General features: G+C 71.5%; 16 protein-coding genes. 5 read left to right on the top strand and 11 right to left on the bottom strand.

Annotated elements, in window-relative coordinates:
- The first annotated feature begins 11 nt into the window (after positions 1-11).
- Positions 12-734, top strand: a complete 723-nt coding sequence (locus LX83_RS33785) for a FadR/GntR family transcriptional regulator (RefSeq protein ID WP_253779046.1) — start codon at positions 12-14, stop codon at positions 732-734.
- A 70-nt stretch (positions 735-804) separates the two neighbouring features.
- Here the strand turns inward: LX83_RS33785 and LX83_RS33780 are convergent, their stop codons facing one another.
- Positions 805-1671, bottom strand: coding sequence for a serine hydrolase (locus LX83_RS33780; protein WP_407649726.1), 867 nt, complete (start codon positions 1669-1671; stop codon positions 805-807).
- Between the two features lie 388 nt (positions 1672-2059).
- Here LX83_RS33780 and LX83_RS33775 point away from each other — a divergent pair, with 388 nt between their 5' ends.
- Entirely contained in the window at positions 2060-2896 is an 837-nt protein-coding gene (locus LX83_RS33775; protein ID WP_253779045.1) for an endo alpha-1,4 polygalactosaminidase, read from the top strand.
- 305 nt (positions 2897-3201) lie between these two features.
- On the opposite strand, the gene LX83_RS33770 is transcribed toward LX83_RS33775, so the two are convergent.
- Both LX83_RS33770 and LX83_RS33765 read right to left on the bottom strand, forming a co-directional pair.
- Entirely contained in the window at positions 3202-3945 is a 744-nt protein-coding gene (locus tag LX83_RS33770; RefSeq protein ID WP_253779043.1) for an SDR family oxidoreductase, read from the bottom strand.
- A 157-nt stretch (positions 3946-4102) separates the two neighbouring features.
- Positions 4103-4975 carry a GNAT family N-acetyltransferase gene (locus LX83_RS33765; protein ID WP_253779041.1) on the bottom strand — a complete coding sequence of 291 codons (873 nt, stop codon included), beginning with the start codon at positions 4973-4975 and terminating at the stop codon, positions 4103-4105.
- A gap of 96 nt (positions 4976-5071) precedes the next feature.
- Here LX83_RS33765 and LX83_RS33760 point away from each other — a divergent pair, with 96 nt between their 5' ends.
- On the top strand, positions 5072-6004 hold the full coding sequence (locus tag LX83_RS33760) for a LysR family transcriptional regulator (RefSeq protein ID WP_253779039.1): 933 nt from the start codon (positions 5072-5074) through the stop codon (positions 6002-6004).
- 29 nt (positions 6005-6033) lie between these two features.
- Here the strand turns inward: LX83_RS33760 and LX83_RS33755 are convergent, their stop codons facing one another.
- The 3 genes from LX83_RS33755 to LX83_RS33745 all read right to left on the bottom strand — a co-directional run bounded on the left by LX83_RS33755 (position 6034) and on the right by LX83_RS33745 (position 7927).
- Positions 6034-6666 carry a TetR/AcrR family transcriptional regulator gene (locus LX83_RS33755; RefSeq protein ID WP_253779036.1) on the bottom strand — a complete coding sequence of 211 codons (633 nt, stop codon included), beginning with the start codon at positions 6664-6666 and terminating at the stop codon, positions 6034-6036.
- Between the two features lie 146 nt (positions 6667-6812).
- The gene (locus LX83_RS33750) at positions 6813-7067 is read right to left on the bottom strand and encodes a hypothetical protein (RefSeq protein ID WP_253779034.1); all 255 of its coding nucleotides are present in this window, start codon (positions 7065-7067) and stop codon (positions 6813-6815) included.
- Positions 7068-7516: 449 nt separating this feature from the next.
- Positions 7517-7927 (bottom strand): hypothetical protein, encoded by a 411-nt coding sequence (locus LX83_RS33745; protein WP_253779032.1) that lies wholly within the window; start codon positions 7925-7927, stop codon positions 7517-7519.
- Between the two features lie 342 nt (positions 7928-8269).
- Here LX83_RS33745 and LX83_RS33740 point away from each other — a divergent pair, with 342 nt between their 5' ends.
- The gene (locus LX83_RS33740) at positions 8270-9010 is read left to right on the top strand and encodes a GntR family transcriptional regulator (protein WP_253779030.1); all 741 of its coding nucleotides are present in this window, start codon (positions 8270-8272) and stop codon (positions 9008-9010) included.
- Between the two features lie 129 nt (positions 9011-9139).
- A complete protein-coding gene (locus LX83_RS33735) occupies positions 9140-10111 on the top strand; it encodes an aldo/keto reductase (RefSeq protein ID WP_253779028.1) in 972 nt (323 codons plus the stop codon).
- Positions 10112-10183: 72 nt separating this feature from the next.
- Here LX83_RS33735 and LX83_RS33730 read toward each other — a convergent pair whose 3' ends face one another.
- From LX83_RS33730 to LX83_RS33710, 5 genes are all read right to left on the bottom strand, one after another.
- Positions 10184-12469 (bottom strand): discoidin domain-containing protein, encoded by a 2286-nt coding sequence (locus LX83_RS33730; RefSeq protein ID WP_253779027.1) that lies wholly within the window; start codon positions 12467-12469, stop codon positions 10184-10186.
- Positions 12470-12727: 258 nt separating this feature from the next.
- On the bottom strand, positions 12728-14389 hold the full coding sequence (locus LX83_RS33725; RefSeq protein ID WP_253779025.1) for a glycoside hydrolase family 13 protein: 1662 nt from the start codon (positions 14387-14389) through the stop codon (positions 12728-12730).
- An 89-nt stretch (positions 14390-14478) separates the two neighbouring features.
- A complete protein-coding gene (locus LX83_RS33720; protein WP_253779023.1) occupies positions 14479-15363 on the bottom strand; it encodes a carbohydrate ABC transporter permease in 885 nt (294 codons plus the stop codon).
- Positions 15364-15376: 13 nt separating this feature from the next.
- Positions 15377-16384: a carbohydrate ABC transporter permease gene (locus tag LX83_RS33715; protein WP_253779021.1), complete on the bottom strand. Its 1008-nt coding sequence runs from the start codon at positions 16382-16384 to the stop codon at positions 15377-15379.
- Complete coding sequence (locus LX83_RS33710) at positions 16362-17726, bottom strand: ABC transporter substrate-binding protein (RefSeq protein WP_253779020.1); 1365 nt, start codon at positions 17724-17726, stop codon at positions 16362-16364. The genes LX83_RS33715 and LX83_RS33710 overlap by 23 nt, the downstream gene beginning before the upstream one ends.
- Between the last annotated feature and the right edge of the window lie 132 nt (positions 17727-17858).

Raw genomic sequence — 17858 nt, 5'->3', positions numbered from 1 at the left:
AGAATCATTGGGTGAATCTTGGTCCGGTTTCTCGACCAGCGGGACTGTCCGACCAGGTGATCAGCGCGCTGCGCGCGCAGATCACCACCGGGGCGTGGGCGGTGGGCACCCGCATCCCGACCGAGCCGGAACTGGCCGAGCGGTTCGGGGTGGCCCGCAACACCGTGCGCGAGGCTGTGCGGGCGTTGGCGCACAACGGGTTGCTGGACATCCGCCAGGGCTCGGGCACCTACGTGGTGGCCACCAGCGAACTGGCCGGGGTGATGCGGCGCCGCTTCGCCAACGCCGACCAGCGCGACGTGACCGAACTGCGCGGGGCCCTGGAGGCGACCGCCGCCGGCCTGGCCTCGGCCCGGCGCACCGAGGACGACCTGCGCCGGCTGGACGAGCTGCTGGTCAGGCGGGAACAGGCCTGGGCGGCCGGGGACCGCGAGGCGTTCGTGGCCGCGGACGCCGCCTTCCACCTCGCCGTGGTGGTGGCGTCGCACAACACCGTGCTGGCCGGGCTGTACGCGGACCTCGGGCAGGTGATCCGCGACTCGCTGCGCGAGCACTTCAGCACCGAGCTGCGGCCCGACGAGTACCAGGACCACGCCCGACTGGTCGAGGCCATCCGGGCCGGCTCGGCGGCCGAGGCCACCGCCGAGGCCGCGTCCTACACCGCCACCTGCCGGGTCGACCCGGGCCGGGCGGACGCGGTCCCGGCCGACCACGGCGGCGGCGACCCGAGCTGAGCAGGGCTGGTCAGTCCTGCTCAGCCCCGGTCAGCCCCGGTTGGTCCTGCTCGGTCCTACTCGGTCCTGGTCAGCGGAAGTAGCCGTTGAACATGATCTCGCTGATCCGGGTCGTGGTCTCCATGCCGACCTCGTACCCGCCCTGGACCACCTGGGTGTTGTTCATGATGGCCAGGGTGTAGCGCTCGTTCGGGCCGACGAAGCCGACCGAGTTCATCAGCCAGGAGCCGTCGTCGTTGTCGTCGGACCAGCCGTTCTTGTTGCCCGGCCGCGCGGCCGCGCCAGCACCCCAGACACCCCACTGCTGGTTGACGGCCACCGAGCGCATCTCGCTGACGATGTAGTCGCGGTGCTGCTTCGGCAGCTTCTCCAGCACGTAGTTGATCAGCCGGTCGAGGTCGTCGGCCGTGGTGAGAATCCAGCCCCAGTGGTGCGGGTGCTCGTCGGTGAACCGGGCGTCGGTCATGCCGTAGTTCGCGAAGCGGGAGAAGAAGTCCTCGCCGCCGTACCGGTTCCACAGCGTGTGCGCGGCGTTGTCGTCACTGGAGTTGAGCATCGCGTGCATCAGCGCGCGGTCGTCGTCGGTCAGCGTGATGGCGCCGGAGTCGTTGCGCAGCAACAGGTCCACCACCATGGCCAGCTTCGGCGTGGAGCACGCCCAGATCAGCGTGTCCGAGTTGGCGTTGCGCCAGACCGCGCCGGTCTTGCGGTCGCGCACCACGATGCCGGCGAAACCGGGCCGGCTCCGGCCGTACGCCTCGGCCGCGGCGATCCGGGCCCGCAGCACCGGGTCGAAGCCGGCCGTGCTCGCGCTCTCCACCGATGACCGGTCAGCCGCCGGCCCGGACTCGGCGTGCGCGCTCGGCGCCGCCACCACGGCCGCCAGCAACGCGGACGACACCACGCCCAACAGGGCACGTCTACCAAGGTTGATCACGCCGCGGACGCTACCGCTAGCACACAGGCCATTGCCAGGAAAGAAAAAGTGAGTGATCTTACCGGGCTGGCCGGGCAACCAGGGGGCGTCGTGGCGCGTGCGCACCCCGTGCGCGCGGCGGTCACCGCGCGGGCGGTGAACGTCCCAGTCGGACACGTTCCGCTGCCCGTTTTCCCGCCGCGGTGGTCGACTCGGGCAGTGTCCACTGTGTCTTCAGTTTTTGGTAATCGGTTTCCGCCCAGCTCAGCACGGATGTGCGCGTGGCGTGTGCGGTTGGTGACACTGGGTTTGTTGACACCCGGCGCCCCGGTCAGTTTGCTGTCGCCCGGCGATGTTGATCTTTCCGGCCACATCGCCACCCTGCTTCCGACCCCAGAGGAGACTGTTCGTGAGACCGAACTCCGCTGGCTCGGCGCGCCGCGTGTCCCGCATGGCGCTGCTGGCCGTGGCGGGCCTGACCGCCGCGACAGCCGTGGTCACCACCGGTTCGGCCAACGCGGCCACCTTCACGGTCCCGCCAGCCAACGCCAAGGCCGACTACCAGCTCGGTGGGGCCTACACCCCGCCCGCCGACGTGCGGGTGGTGTCCCGCGACCGCACCGCCGCGCCGGCTGCCGGCCGGTACAACATCTGCTACGTCAACGGCTTCCAGACGCAGGCCGAAGAGGCCGCCTGGTGGCGCGCGAACCACCCCGACCTGCTGCTCAGGGACGGCGACGGGAACTACGTCGAGGACCCGGACTGGCCGGGTGAGCTGATCCTGGACATCAGCACCGAGGACAACCGCACCGACATCGCCGAGATCGTCAACGGCTGGGTCACCGGCTGCGCCGAGGACGGCTTCGACGCGGTGGAGATCGACAACCTGGACACCTTCACCCGGTTCACCGACCACCTCCAGGAGTCCGACGCGGTCGCCTACGCCGAGCTGCTGACCGAGCACGCGCACGCCGAGGGCCTGGCCATCGCGCAGAAGAACTCGGCGGAGCTGGCCGAGCAGGGCCGCGCGCTCGGGTTCGACTTCGCGGTGGCCGAGGAGTGCGGCCGCTACGACGAGTGCGGCGACTACGTGGACGCCTACGGCGCGCACGTCCTCGTCATCGAGTACCGCGACCAGGACTTCGCCAAGACCTGCCGGGAGTACGGCGACACCCTGTCGGTGGTCCGCCGCGACCGGAACGTGGTCGGCCCGAACTCGTCCGGCTACGTCTACGACGCCTGCTGAGTTCGACTCGGCTCCTGGGGTGGGCCCGTTGCCGGTGCTGGCAACGGGCCCACCCGTGTGTTGTGTGCCGTCGGCGGCGGCCGGTGCCTGGGAGGGAGGTCTGCCGGTGGTGCGCCGTGCCGCAGAGCCTAGCGCACGCTCGAACAGATGTTCGAACAGGGGGGTGGTGCGGGGAATTGCCCCGCGACCTGGTCGGGCAGGCCCGCCAGGCACCTGACGTGAGGTCGGCCGTCAGGTCAGCGGCCACCGTCAGGTCAGCGGCCAGTTGCGCAGGGCGGCGTCGCGCACGCCGCGGTGGGTGCCGGTCACAGCTGCGAGCCGCCGCCGTCCACGACCAGTTCGGCGCCGGTGGTGAAGGTCGCCTCGAACGCGAGGAACACCACCGCCCTGGCGACCTCCTCCGGGGTGCCCACCCGCCGCATGGGGTTGTCCGCGGCCATCTGCGCCATCGTCTGCGCGGCCACCTCGGCGGGCATGGTCTTCTCCAGGATGCCGGTGTCGATCGGGCCGGGGCTGACCGCGTTGACGCGGATCCCGCGCGGCAGCAGTTCGCGCGCCAGGCTGCGGGTCATCGAGCGCAGCGCCGCCTTGCTGGCCGCGTACGCGCTGAGCGCGGGCAGGCCCAGCACGTTCACGACCGAGGTGGTGAGCACCACGCCACTGCCCTCGGCCAGCAGCGGAGCCAGCTTCTGCACCGTGAAGTACGGGCCCTTGGCGTTGATGGTCAGCAGCTCGTCGAAGAGCTGCTCGCTGGTCTCCTCGAACGGCGCGAAACCGGTGACCCCGGCGTTGGCGAACAGCGCGTCGACCGTGCCGAACTCGGCCCGCACCCGCTCGGCCAGCTCGTCGATGTCGGCCAGCGAGGCCGCGTCACTGCGGACCGCGATCGCGCCGGCACCCAGCTGGGCGCTTGCGGAGTCCAAAGTGGACTGCTTGCGCCCGGTGATCAGCACGCGCGCGCCCTCGGCGATGAGCAGCCGCGCGGTGGTCAGGCCGAACCCACTGCTGCCACCGGTGATCACCACGTTCTTGCCGTCGTACTTGCCCATGTCGGACACCCTCCGTGCCGCGAAGTTGGTTGGTGGTTCCTCGTCCCGGTGGGGACGCCACCAAGCCAACGCCGGACCGCGCGGGCTGTCCAAGACCTGTCCCGCACCCCGTCATGCACGATTCGCATGACGGGGTGCGGTGGCCGGAACACGCGGCTCAGGCGTCGCGGCGCAGATCCAGTCGCCGCGGGAGTTGCTGGAACCCGGCCGCCCGGTAGGTGGCGACGGCGGCCACGTTGGCGCTCGGCGTGCAGACGAGCGCGCTCGACGAGCCGAGTCGCTGGAGCGCCGCGGCCGCGGCGACGCTGATCGCCCTGCCGTAGCCGCGCCGGCGGTGGTCCCGGTGCACGCCCATCGGCTCCAGCAGCCCGGGTCGTCCCGGGCCGGCCGACCACACCGTCACCGCCGCCACCGCCCTGCCCCGCTCGTCGTGGGCGACCAGACAGCGGGCGTCCGCGTACGCCGGTCCGGCCGCCATCGCCTGCCAGTGCGCATCGGCGAACGTGGACCCGGCAAAGGCCGCCCGCTGCACGACGGCCCGCACGTGCGCCTGCTCCGGCCCGACCACCTCGATCCGCAGGCCCGGGTCCGGCACCGGCACCGGCTCGGTGAGGTCGCGGCGCAGCGGCGTCCACGGCTCGTCGGTCGTCCAGCCGTTGTCCAGCAACAGGTTCTGGACCGGTGCGCCGGTCGGCGCCTCCACGCGCACCCGCCCCGCCGGCAGCACACCGCGCTCCGGGTCGGTGATGTCCTCGACCAGCCGTCGTGCCAGCTCCGCGTCCCGCCACGCGTCCGGCGCGACCGCCAGCCGCACCAACGTGGGCTCGTCCAGCAGCCCGACGGCGAGCACCCGCCCGTCCCGGCTCCAGGTCCGGACCGCCGCGGCGGTCGCCTCCGCACCGAACCGCCAGATCCAGCCCAGGTCCCCCGGGTGCAGCTGCACCGGCGCCGCGTCGCACTGCCACTCCCGCAGCACGCCCACCACCCCGCCCAGCCCGACAACGTCCGGTGTGCCCAACACGATCGTCACGCCCCGGATCAGACACCACCGCGCCGAGCGCCCGCACCCGCGTTTTCGCCCCGGTCGGCGCGTGTCGTCCGCGTTCGGCGACGTAGAGTGAGTGGTGTGTCCGTTGACGCCGCAGCCCCACCGGTGCCCGCCCCCGGCGTGGACCTCGACCTGAGGCTGGTGCGCTACTTCACGGTCGTCGCCGAGCACCTGAACTTCGCCAGGGCGGCCGAGGAACTGCGCGTTGCCCAGCCGTCGCTGAGCCGCCAGATCCAGCGCCTGGAGCACGTGCTCGGGGTGCGCCTGCTCGAACGCACGCCCCAGGGCAGCCGGCTCACCTCGGCCGGCGCGGCGTTCCTCCCCCGCGCGCAGACCCTCCTGCACTCCGCCCAGCAGGCCGTGCACACCGCCCGGTCCGCCGCGCCGGCCCGCGCGATCACCGTCGGCTACATCGAGGACCTCGTCATCACGCCCGCCGTGCGCGACCTGCGCCGCCGCCACCCCGACGCCCACGTCCGCACCCGGCACCTGGACTGGAACGAAGCCGGTGCCCTGCTCGACCGCCGGGTCGACGCGCTCATCGCCAGGACACCGCTGCCGATCCCGGTCGACGGCCTGCGCGTGACCGTGCTCTACGAGGAGCCGAGGGCGCTGCTCGTGCCCGCCACCCACCGCCTGGCCAGCAGGAAGTCGGTCACCCCGGCCGACTTCGCCGACGAACCCCTGGTGGCGTGCGCCGGCATGGCCGCGGTGTGGACCGGGTTCTGGCGGCTCGACCCCCGCCCGGACGGCAAGCGGGCGCCGGCCGGCCCCATGCTCGTCGAGACCTTCGAGGACAAGCTCGAAGTCGTCGCCGACGGCCACGCCATCGCCCTCGTGCCCGCCGACGACCGGCGCTGCACCCTCCGGGACGACCTCACCACCGTGCCCGTCGACGGGATCGAACCGTGCGAGGTGGTCGTGGCCACCCGGGCTGATGACCACAACCCGCTGCTCGCCCACTTCCGGGAATCCGCGCGCAAGTTCCTCGTCCGCCAGGCGGCGGACTGAGCGCCGGGCGGCCAGTGGAAACCGGCCGGTCAGCCGCCAGCCCCGCGCGGTGTCCGGCCGCGCACCAGCGGCAGGTACACCTCGTCGACGATCTCGACGAGCACGCTGTCCGGCACCGTGCTGACACCCCGGGTGATGTACTCGTTGCGCAGCAAGGTGAGCGCCACCGTGGCGACCCTCGGGTGCAGTGCCTCGGGCGGCGCCTCGCCCCGGGCCACCGCGCGCCCCAACACCGTCAGCCACACCGCCACGCCACCGTCGCCGCCGATCTGCTCCTGCAACTGGGCCAGCAGTTCCGGCTCGTCGCCCAGGCTGGTCAGCAGCCCGCGCAGGATCTCACCCTGGGGTGAGGACAGCCCGCGGTTGATCCGGCGCAACAGGTCCAGCACGTCACCGCGCAGCCCGCCGGTGTCCGGCGGCGCCAGCTCCACCTCGACCAGCTGCCGGTAGGCGGCCACCCCGAGCGCGGCCCGGTTCGGCCACCGCCGGTAGATCGCGTTCTTGTTGGTGCCGGCCCGCGCGGCCACCCGGTCCATGGTCAGGCCGGGATACCCCGACTCGGTGAGTTCCTCGGCCGCCGCCCGCAGGATCGCCTGCTCCACCTCGGCCCCGCGCCGCCTGCGCTGGCCGCGATCCCGCTGCCCCGCCTGGTCAGCGGTCATGCCCTCTCCCGTTCCGGCTGACGTGTGGCTGCCGTGCCCGCCAATGGTCGCACAGCCAGAGCGCACACCGACGTCAGCGAGCCCGACAACGGGCGCCCGCACGAGCCGGCAGTGCTGAGCCGCCTTGCCCGAGCGCCCTGTTCGGCTCAGTTGAACGGCCCGTGCGCCGAGTAGAACGCCGGCCGCTTCTGCCGGAGCCATTCGTTGATCTTGGCGAGCACCGCCAGCCCGTCCTGCCAGCCGCGCCGGTCAACCGGGTGCTGGTCGATCACGTTCCCGTGTTCGTTGCCGTAGCTGGCCATGTCGCGGCCCTGCATCACGTCCATGCGCGAGTCCCCCCGTTTCCACCGGAACGTGAGGTCGATCGCTGCCACGTACTGCCGCGCGATGGGCACAGTCATGCTCGGTCGTCCTTCGTGATGAGGCATCCGTGGTCGCCCCACGTGCCTGGCGGATCAGCATCCTCGCGGTGTGGACTGTGGAGAACGTCCGTTATGACGCCGGAACGAGCGTGTCCGGGTGTGTGACACGCTTTTGGCTGAAGTCCAGGTGAACGTGAACGCTGGTTCCGCACCGGAGATCGTCATCATGCCGCGACAGGGTTCTCGTGTGTGGCGAGAGCGGCGCGGCGCCGCGCTCACCGAGTCCACAGTGGACCTTGGGTCCCAGGCGGTTGCGATTCAGGGCTGCGGCAGTGGTGAGACGACCGGCAATGGGGTCACGCTCGGCTGAGCCTGGCAGGCGCCGGCCGCCTGGAGGGTGTTCCTGCTGACGTCCTCGACCTGATTGGTGGGGAACGCGTGGCACTGGCCATCCGGGCAGAAACGCCACTGATAGGGCAACCTCCTGGTCACGTCGAGGTCACCTCCTGGGCGAGCAGTGCGGTGACCGTGTCCAGGCAGTGCTGGCACGGCCAGGCCGGGATGGCCTTGGCCACGCCAACGGACAGGCAGTGTCCGCACAGGGCGTGGAAGGCGCGGTCCTGGTTGATGTCGGCGACGGGGACGATGTGGTTGCCACCGTCCACAGCGGACCGTCGCATCACGTACTTCGGCTGGTCGTCCGCGGCGTGTTCGGTGAGCAGGTAGCAGGCCCCGCACCAGCTGGCGCCCTCCCGGGTGGGGCGGGCGTAGGTGGTGACGAGCGAGTCAGCGAGCCGGATTCCGCAGAGGGCGCGGTAGAAGCCGGGCTTGTCCGGTAGCCAGCCGTGCACTCGTGGGAAGGCGAAGGACGAGTGGCCGTATGTCAGCGTGCTGGTCACGCTGCCTCCTTGTGTCCTGTGTGGACGAGGTCGGGGGTGGTGGCGTGGCCAGGGCGGGAGTTCCTGCCCACGCCACCGGTCGGCCGTCCCGGGGAGTGTGTCGGGGGAAGTGGGCCGGCCGACGTCAGGGGCCGTGACAGGCGGGTGGCCGACCGGCCCGGCAACCGCGGCGGGGGGAAGCCAGAGCAGCGTCAAACATGTAGACCTTTGCTGGCGTCGCCCAGTGGGTGTGAATGCGGAGTGTGGATGTTTGGTTACGGTGAGAGTAGTCTCGGTCGGCAAAGAACGTCTACACGTTTCAACGAAACATCTACACGTTCACTCGATCGAAGGACGGCCCGCATGGATACCAAGTACGGCCGGATCGCGGCAGAACTTCGAGCGGCCATAACCAGTGGCCAGTACTCGCCGGGTGACACGCTTCCCGCGATCCCCGAGCTGATGGAGCGGTACCACGTCGCCCGGGACACCGTGCGGGACGCCATTCGGGCGCTCAGCCTGGAAGGTCTGGTCACCCCGCTTCGCGGTGTCGGCACCGTTGTGCGGGACACCTCGCCGGTGGCGCTCGCCTACCAGCCGGCGGCTCCGGCCCGCACCTGGAGCGAGCAGCACGGAGCATCGGCCACCGATCGTGTGATGTCGAGCGGTCTGGAGCCGGCCGACGCCGAGATCGCTGAGCGGCTGTCCCTCGCGCCGGGCACCCAGGTCGTGCACCGGATCAGGCACCAGTCGGTGGGGTCCGGCGTCGTGCAGATCCACGACCAGTGGATTCCGGGAACCATCGCGGAAGCCATCAGGACCACCGGCGGCGGTGATGTCGCGAACGCGGCGAGCGAGCTGTCGTCCGACCTGTTCACGTTGCTGGCGCGGGCTGGCCACGCGCCGAGGGAAACGACCGAGACGATCAGCACGCGCATCGCCGACCCGGACGAGCGGGACATCATGGCACTGCCACCCGAGGTGCCCGTGCTGGTCACGGTGCGGGTCACCCGTGACGCTGCCGGGAACCCGGTTGAGACCAGCACGTTCGTCGGCGCCGGCGACCGGTTGAGCCAGAGCTTCACCGTCCAGCTCGACTACTGAAGCGCTGCGGTTCCCGGACGGCGGCCCCGCGCTGACCGCGCGGGTGGCGGGTTGACGACAATGCTGGTTGCGAGGCTGGCGGCGGCCGAGCCGCCAGCACCACGGACGGCACTGAGGAGCACGCCACTCATGAAGACCACCGCTCTCGGCGCGACCGGCTTACAGGTTTCGCGGATCGCCTACGGCACCTGGCAGCTGGGCGGCGGCTGGGGGTCGTTCGACGAGAACGCCGCCATCGACGCGATCCGGCACGCGCGGGATCTGGGCATCAACTTCTTCGACACCGCACAGGCCTACGGCTTCGGCGCGTCCGAGCGCATCCTGGGTCGCGCGCTGCGCAAGGAGATCACCGGCGACCGGGACAGCGTGGTGATCGCCACCAAGGGCGGGGTGCGGCCCAACGGCGGCGGCCGGGACGCGTCCGCGGCCTTCCTGCACCAGGGCGTGGAGGAGAGCCTGCGCGCCCTGGACGTCGACACCATCGACCTGTACCAGGTGCACTGGCCGGACGCGAAGGTGCCGGCCGAGGAGACCGCCACCGCGTTGCAGGAACTGGTGGACGCCGGCAAGATCCGGCACGTCGGTGTGTCCAACTACGACGTGGCGCAGATGGGCGCGTTCGCCGAGATCCGTCCGGTGGAGACGCTGCAACCGCCCTACCACCTGTTCCGCCGGGGCATCGAGGCCGAGATCCTGCCCTACACCCGGGCGCACAACATCGGCGTGCTCGCCTACAGCCCGCTGGCCAGCGGTCTGCTCACCGGCCACTTCGACGAGAACAGCACGTTCGAGGCGGACGACTGGCGCAGCCGCTCCAGCGCGTTCACCGGGGACGCGCTGCGCCGCAACCTGGCCGTGGTGCGGCGGCTGGCGGAGTTCGCCGAGCAGCGCGGCATCACCGTCAGCCAGCTGGCGATCGCCTGGGTGCTGGCCCAGCCCGGCGTGCACGTGGCCATCGTGGGTGCCCGCAGCAGCGCCAACATCGCGGCCAGCGCCGCCGCCGCGGACGTGCAGCTGACCGCCGAGGACCTGGCCCGCATCGACGAACTCACCGCGGACGCCGTGCCGATCCTCGGCGCCTCCCCGGAGGGCGTGGCCTGATCCGCGTGCGCGCGGCGGCCCCCGTCCACTTCGGACAGGGGCCGCCGGTGTGCCGTCACCTCAGCCGGCGCGTCAGCTGCGCAGCACCTCCAGCTCACTGAGCTGGCCGGCCGGCCAGCCGGTGTTGGCGGTGAAGGTCAACCGCACGTACCGGGGGCTGGTGGCGCCGAAGGACACCGACGCGGTGTTGCCGGTGGCCGGGTCGAAGGTGTAGCCGCGCGCGGCCACGATGGTCGAGTAGCCGCCGCCGTCGGTGCTGCCGGCGATGGTCACCGTCTGGGTGCGGGTGCCCCAGGACGAGGACGGCGGCAGCTTCAGGGTGATCTTGTTGACGCTGGTGGGCTCGCCCAGGTCGACGGTGAGCGTCTGCGGGAACGCGTTGTTCGTGCTCTCCCAGTAGGTGTCGGCGTTGCCGTCCACCGCGTTGCCCGGCGGGTAGCCGCCCTGCGAGCCGCTGGCGGTGACCGGCCGGCCCTTGGCCGCGTTGCTGCCCGTGCCGGGCTGGGTCGGCGGGCCCGAGTTGGGCGGCGGCCAGCTGGTGCAGTCGGTCCAGGTGGGCGTCAGCCCGGAGTTGCCGCTGCCGGTGAACACCATCGGCGCGCGGTCGGTCGGGAAGGGACAGTTGTAGGTGCCGACCACGCCGACCCTGGTCGCGGTCACGTTGTTGAGCGTGACCGTGCCGGTGGTCTGCGCCTGCACGGCGAACGTGCCGGTGCCCTCGATGCTGGCGCCGTTGACGGTCACGCCCTGCATGGGCTTGCCGGTGCCGCCGCCGTCGATGAACTGGATCGCCTCGTAGGGGCTGTCCACCGCGCGGAAGTTGGTCACCGTGATGCTGACCCCGCTGAACGCGGAGTCCCGCCCGTCGAACCACAGCGCGCCAACGCCGAACTTCCAGTTGGGGTCCAGCGCGCCGGCCCGCAGGGTCACGTTGTTGTCCAGCTTGACCGTCCCGGACAGCGGGGTGGCGTTGAACCGGTTGGCCACGTGGATGCCGCCGCCCAGCGCGTTGGTGTCCCGCACCAGGTTGCCGCTCACCGTGTTGTTGGTGCCGCCGTAGACGGCGATGCCGTTGGCCAGCGTCGAGGACACCACGGTGTTGTTCAGGATGGAGTTGCCGACGTTGGGGGAGCCGTTTGACCACAGCGCCAGCGCGTCGTCACCGGTGTTGCGCAGGTAGTTGTTGCGGATCACCGAGTCGCGCACGTTGCCGTCGAAGTTGATGCCGTCGGCCAGCACGTCCAGGATGCGGTTGTTCTCGACCACCAGGTTGCTGGTGGCGCCGTTCATCAGCCACAGCCCGCACTTGGTGTTCTGGATCCACAGGCCGGACACCACCGAGTTGGCGCCGAACGAGCCGTGGTAGGCGTTGTCCGGGCTGCCGTCGTTGCGCTCGGTCACGTCCCCGAACACCGCGAAGTCGTGCAGCCTGATGTTGCCGGTCACGCCGCTGTTCTGGAACACGTTGTTGCCGTGCAGCACCGTGTACCACTGGCCGGCGCCGCGCACGGTGACCTGGTCCAGTTGCAGCGAGGTGGGGATCTCGAACCGGCCCGGCGGCACCCACACCTCGCGGGACTGCGCCCGGGCCGCGCTGATGGCCTGGCGGAACGCGTTGCTGTCGTCGCCGCCGTCGTCGGGGGTGGCGCCGAAGTCGGTCACCGACACCGAGTTCGCCGGCCGGGTGCCGGCCGCGCCGACCTGCTCGAAGTCGGCGAGGTCGATGGTGTAGGGCGTGGCGGTGTCGCCGGAGTCCACCTGCAGCCGCACCCGGTCGCCGACACCGAGGTCGCGGCCGAGCAGCAGCCGGACGTCGCTGTAGAAGTTGTGCGTCTTGGCGCCGGTGATCCACGGCGTGTCGATGTAGCTGTGCCGCGAGGTCAGGGTGAGCCGGCTGGCCAGCCTGGTCCCGTTGACGTACACCGACAGCGTGCCGCTGCGCCCGTCCGGGACGCTGTAGTGCACGTTGATCGAGTTGGCCGGCGCGGCCAGGGTGAACTCGACGTGCTGGCCCGGCGCGGACAGCTGCACGGCCTGCCGGCCGGACGCCTCCGAGGCCAGGCTGGCCTGGGTGAAGTCCGGGCCGATGGCCGAGCCGGTGTGGCTGGCGCACTCGGCCTCGTAGGTGCGGAACGGCACGGTCGCGCCGCCGCTGACCGAGGTGGGGCACGCGGCGGCACTGGGACCGCCAGCCGCCTGACCGGTGGCCTGCTCGGCCGCGAGGGCCGTGGGGGCCGTGGGGCTGGCGAGGGCGAGCGCGGTGACGGCCGCGGCCGCGGTGGCCACCGCGGCGCGGGCGCCGGACCGGCGCGGTGGTGGTGGTTGTGTGCCGGTGCGGCGAGCGCGGATGGGGATCACGGGGACACCCACCTTTCTGGATTCGGTTGGCTGGCGGCGGATCGGGCTCCGTGGGGGATCGGGCTCCGTGGGGGATCGGGTTCGGTGGGGGAGCGGGCTCGGTGGCCACCCGGGTCGAGGGCGGCCGGGCCGAGTCGGGGATGTCCGGGCCGGGGATGTCCGGCACCGACACCCGCGGCCTGGACGTCCACAGTGGACGCGTGCGGTCGCGGGTGTCGGTGCGCGGGTGGCTCGACCGTCCGCAGTGGCCGGACGGGGTCAGCTGGCCTGACCGTCCACAGTGGTGTGCAGCCACGCGGTGGTGTTGGCCGGCAGCGCCCCGGCCACCAGCGGCGAGCTGGCCAGCAGCAGCCGCTGGCCGGCCGGCAACGGCACCGGCCGGTCGGAGAAGTTGACCAGGCAGGCGAAACCGGGGTCGCGGGTGAACGCCAGCACCCCGTCCGGCTGGTCCAGCCAGCGCAGCCGCCCGGTGCGCAGCGCGGGCTCGGTGCGGCGCAGCCGCAGCCCCGCCCGGTACAGCGCGAGCACCGAGTCCGGGTCCTGCTGCTGGGCCGCCACGGTGTACCCGGCCCACTCGGCCGGCTGCGGCAGCCACGGTGACCGGGTGGCCCCCTCCGGGCTGAACCCGAACGGCGGGGCAGTGCCCGACCAGGGCATGGGCACCCGGCAGCCGTCCCGGCCGGGGTCGGCACCCCGGGTGCGCGCCCACACCGGGTCCTGGCGCAGCTCGTCGGGGATGTCCTCGATCTCCCACAGCCCGAGTTCCTCGCCCTGGTACACGTACAGCCCGCCGGGCAGGGCCATGGCCAGCAGCGCCGCCGCCCTGGCCCGCCGGGTGCCCAGGTCGCGGTCCACCGGGGTGCCGTGCCGGCGGTCGGCGAAGGTGAAGCCGGTGTCGCCGGCGCGCCCGTAGCGGGTCACCGGCCGGGTCACGTCGTGGTTGGACAGCACCCACGCGGCCGGCGCGCCCACGGCCTCGTGCTCCCGCAGGGTCTTGTCGATCACCGCGCGGAACCGGTCCCCGTCCCACGGGCAGACCAGGAAGTCGAAGTTGAACGCCGAGTGCAGCTCGTCCTGGCGCAGGTAGCGGGTGGTGCGCCGGAGGTCGGGCAGCCACATCTCGCCGACCAGCACCCGGTCACCCGGGTAGCTGTCGGTGATCTTGCGCCAGGACCGGTAGATCTCGTGCAGCCCCTCCTGGTCGGAGTAGGGCAGGTCGGTCTCGTCCACCGGGTCGGGCACGTCGGGCAGGGCCGGGTCCTTGACCAGCCCGTCGGCCACGTCGATGCGCAGCCCGTCCACGCCCCGGTCCAGCCAGAACCGCAGCACGTCCTCGAACTCCGCGCGCACGTCCGGGTTGTCCCAGTTCAGGTCGGGCTGTTCCGCGCTGTACAGGTGCAGGTACCACTCGCCGGGGCTGCCGTCCGGCTCGGTCACCCGGGTCCAGGCCGGCCCGCCGAACCGGGACTGCCAGTTGTTCGGCGGCCGCTCGCCGTCCGGGCCGCGGCCGGGGCGGAACCAGAACCGCGACCGCTCGGGCGAGCCCGGCCCGGCGGCCAGTGCCGAGGTGAACCACGGGTGCTGGTGCGAACAGTGGTTGGGCACGATGTCCACGATCACCCGCAGGCCCAGCGCGTGGGCCGCGCCGATCAGCTGCTCGGCCTCGGCGCGGGTGCCGAAGCGCGGGTCGATGTCGCGGTAGTCGGCCACGTCGTAGCCGCCGTCGGCCTGCGGCGAGGGGTACCAGGGGGTGAACCAGACCGCGTCCACCCCCAGCTCGGCCAGGTGCGGCAGGCGGGCGCGGATGCCGGCCAGGTCGCCCTCGCCGTCGCCGTTGCCGTCGGCGAAACTGCGCGGATACACCTGGTAGATGGCGGCGGTGCGCCACCACGGCGTGGACGGGCCCTCGGAGGTGCTCACGGGTGTCCCTTCGGTCGGGGAGTCGGCGGGGATCAGCGCTCGTCGGGGGAGGGATCGTCGGGGAGGGATCGTCGGGGGAGCCGGCGTGGTCAGCCCTTGAGGCTGCCGGCGGCCAGGCCGGCCAGGATGTGCCGCTGGGCCACCACGAACAGCGCGATCATCGGCACGCTGGCCAGCACCATGCCGGCCACCAGCAGGTTGAGCGGCATGTCGATGGCCACCCGCTGGAGCAGCACGCTCAGCGTCTGCCTGGCCGGGTCGGGCAGCACCAGCAGCGGCCAGATGAAGTCCTTCCACGCGGCCACCACCGTGAAGATCGACACCACCGCCAGGATCGGCCGGGACATCGGCAGGATGATCCGCACCAGCACGCGCACGGTGCTGGCCCCGTCGATGCGCGCCGCCTCGACCAGCTCGGCCGGGATCTGGTCGAAGAACCGCTTGAGCAGGTAGATGTTCATGGCGTTGGCCGCGGCCGGCAGCCAGATCGCGGCCGGCGAGTTGAGCAGGTTGACGTGCACCAGCGGCACGTCGGTGACGGTGAGGTAGGTCGGCACCAGCAGCGCCGAGGCCGGCAGCATCAGCGTCAGCAGCATCAGGCCGAGCACCGCGTTGCCGAACACCGGGCGCAGCTTGGACAGCGCGAACGCGGCCGGGATCTGCACGGCCAGCTGCACCGCCCACGCGCCGCCGGCCACCACCAGCGTGTTGAGGAAGTAGCCGGCCAGGTCCATCTGGTCCCAGGCCTGCGCGTAGGACTCCGGGTGCCACTCGTCGGGCAGCAGCGTCGGTGGCACCCTGGCCAGCTCGCTGGGTGACTTCATCGCCCCGGTCACCGCCCAGTACAGCGGGAACAGGAACGCCAGGGTGAAGCCGACCAGCGCGAGCGCGAACACCGACCAGTAGGTGATCCGGCCGCGCCGGGTGCGCAGCTGCGCCGGTGACACGATGGTGCGCGCGGATGCCTCCGTCATGGGACGGACCTCCCTAGTCGGTCGACTTGGTGAGCCGGACGTAGCACGCGGAGAACACGCCGAGCGCGACGAACAGCAGCAGGCTCATCGCACTGGCCATGCCGAAGTCGTTGTAGACGAACGCGTACCGGTAGAGCAGCAGCAACACCGTGACGGTCGAGTCGTCCGGGCCGCCGCCGGTCATCACGTACGGCTCGGTGAACACCTGCATGGTCGCCACCACCTGCAACAGCAGCAGCACCAGCAGCACGAACCTGGTCTGCGGCACGGTCACGTGCCACAGCCGCCGCCACACGCCGGCGCCGTCCAGTTCGGCCGCCTCGTAGAGGTCACCCGGGATGGTCTGCAGCGCGGCCAGGTAGATCAGCGTGGTGCTGCCCATGTTCGCCCAGGTGGACACCAGCACCAGGGACAGCATGGCCGTGCTCGACGAGTCCAGCCACTGCCCGCCGGGCAGGCCGACCGCGCCCAGCACGCCATTGAACAGGCCCGGGCCCGGGTCGTAGAACCACTTCCACAGCAGCGCGGTGACCACCGGCGGCAGCATCACCGGCAGGTAGATCACCAGCCGGAAGTACGCGCGGGCGTGCCGCAGCTCGTTGAGCAGCACGGCCACCGCGAACGGCACGGCGAAGCCCAGCAGCAGGGCCAGCGCGGTGAACAGCAGGGTGTTGCGCCAGGCCACGCCGAACAGCGGGTCGTCGAAGAGCCGGACGAAGTTGTCCAGCCCCACCCAGGTGGCCGCGTTGACGAAGTCGACCTGCTGGAAGCTGAGCAGCAGCCCGCGCACGATCGGGTACCAGGAGAACAGCGCGAACACCACCAGCGCCGCGCACAGCAGCCCGTAGGCGGTCAGGTTCTCGGTGATCCGCCGCCGCAGCCGGGCCCGGCGGCGCAACCGGGCGCTGTCCACGGCGGCGGCTCCGGCCGGGCCCCCGGCGGGGTCGGGCACCGGGGCGCCGCCGGTCGTCGGGCGCACCCCGGTGTGCGCCAGCAGCTCACCTGATCTGGGCGAGGGCATTGTTGACCTTCGACTCGGCCTCGGTCAGCAGGGTGGTGATGTCCGCGCCCTGGTCGGTGAGCACGGCCTGCATCAGGCTGTCCAGCGCCGCGTAGACCTGCTGGGCGTTGGGCGGCTCGATGCTGCCCTTGACGGTGGTCGCGCTGGCCAGGTAGGGCGCGTAGTTCTGCGCCGGCACGTTGGCGTAGCTGGCCTTGACCCGCTCCTGCTGCTCGCGCACGGCGCCCTGCCAGATGTCCGGGGTGGGCTGGGCCGGCAGGCCGACCGGCTGGCCGCCGTCGGCGAACCGCTTGACGAACGAGTCGAACCGGTCCGGGTTGAGGTACTTCCACTGGAGGTAGGTCAGGCCCGCCTTGATCTTCGCCGGACTGGCCTTGGGGTTGATCATGTAGCCCTCGCCGCCGAGCAGCGTGCCCTTGCCGCCGGGCAGCCCGGCCAGGCCGTAGTCGGCGTAGTTGCCGCCGAACTGCTTGACCAGCACCGGCACGTTGTCCGGCGCGGCCAGGTACATGCCCAGCTGGCCGGCGCCCATCATCCGCTGCACGTCGGCCGCTTCCAGCAGCTGCTTGCTGCCCATGGAGTTGTCGTCCCAGCGCATCTGGCGCAGGTAGGTCAGGGCGGCGCGGCCCTTGTCGTTGTTGAAGTCGGCCTTCCAGGTCTCGCCGTCCCTGCGGGCGATCTGCCCGCCGAGCGAGTACATCCAGCTGGTGAAGTGCCAGCCGCCCTGGTTGTTCTTGCTGTAGTCGGCGTAGCCGACCACGCCGCCGCCCAGGTCGCTGATCTTCTTGGCCGCCGCGCGGACCTCCTCCCAGGTGGTGGGCGGGTGGTCCGGGTCGAGGCCGGCGCGCTGGAACAGCGGTCTGCTGTAGAGCAGGCCCATCGAGTAGTTCGCGGTGGGCAGGCCGTAGAGCTTGCCGTTGGCGTCGCGGAAGTTGTCCAGCAGCGCGGGCTGGATGTCGGTGACGTGCGGCAGGTCCTTGACCGCGTCGGTGATGTCCGCCGCCTGGCGGCGCGCGATGATCTGGGCCGGGTCGGTGAAGTAGACGTAGTAGACGTCCTCCAGCTGGCCGCCGGCGAGCTTGGCCGAGAACACCTTGGGATCCATGAATCCCTCGTGCGGCTCGACGTCGATGTCCGGGTGGGTGCGCTCGAACTCGGCGATGTCCTCGTCGAAGATCCTGCGCTCGAACTCCTGGGTCTGCGGCGGCTGGCCGTTGACCGTGATCCTGATCTTCCCGTCGGCGGTCTGGTCACCGGAGCTGCCGGTGCCGCAGGCCACCGTCGCGGTGGCGAGGCCCGCCACCGCGAGAGCGGCGATCCGTCGGGTCCACACAGTCTTCATCTGACCGCCTCTTCTCGCGCTCGCGACGCTGGGGCACGTGACGGCGGTCACGATAAGTTCGCCGGGCCGCTACCGCAAGAGTCCGACGAAAAATTGGAAATTGTGAACAGTCATTCGGGCGACTGGCGGCAG

Source organism: Goodfellowiella coeruleoviolacea, from assembly GCF_024171785.1.
Classification (GTDB): domain Bacteria; phylum Actinomycetota; class Actinomycetes; order Mycobacteriales; family Pseudonocardiaceae; genus Goodfellowiella; species Goodfellowiella coeruleoviolacea.
The sequence above is the reverse complement of the archived record's forward strand: the minus strand, read 5'-3'. Positions and strand labels throughout refer to the sequence as shown.

What these genes read in the sequence shown, in the direction of transcription:
- LX83_RS33770 (WP_253779043.1), bottom strand. Translation starts at nt 3,945, where the DNA reads ATGGGCAAGTACGACGGCAAGAACGTGGTGATCACCGGTGGCAGCAGT.
- LX83_RS33755 (WP_253779036.1), bottom strand. Translation starts at nt 6,666, where the DNA reads ATGACCGCTGACCAGGCGGGGCAGCGGGATCGCGGCCAGCGCAGGCGG.
- LX83_RS33750 (WP_253779034.1), bottom strand. Translation starts at nt 7,067, where the DNA reads ATGACTGTGCCCATCGCGCGGCAGTACGTGGCAGCGATCGACCTCACG.
- LX83_RS33740 (WP_253779030.1), top strand. Translation starts at nt 8,270, where the DNA reads ATGGATACCAAGTACGGCCGGATCGCGGCAGAACTTCGAGCGGCCATA.
- LX83_RS33735 (WP_253779028.1), top strand. Translation starts at nt 9,140, where the DNA reads ATGAAGACCACCGCTCTCGGCGCGACCGGCTTACAGGTTTCGCGGATC.
- LX83_RS33720 (WP_253779023.1), bottom strand. Translation starts at nt 15,363, where the DNA reads ATGACGGAGGCATCCGCGCGCACCATCGTGTCACCGGCGCAGCTGCGC.
- LX83_RS33715 (WP_253779021.1), bottom strand. Translation starts at nt 16,384, where the DNA reads ATGCCCTCGCCCAGATCAGGTGAGCTGCTGGCGCACACCGGGGTGCGC.
- LX83_RS33710 (WP_253779020.1), bottom strand. Translation starts at nt 17,726, where the DNA reads ATGAAGACTGTGTGGACCCGACGGATCGCCGCTCTCGCGGTGGCGGGC.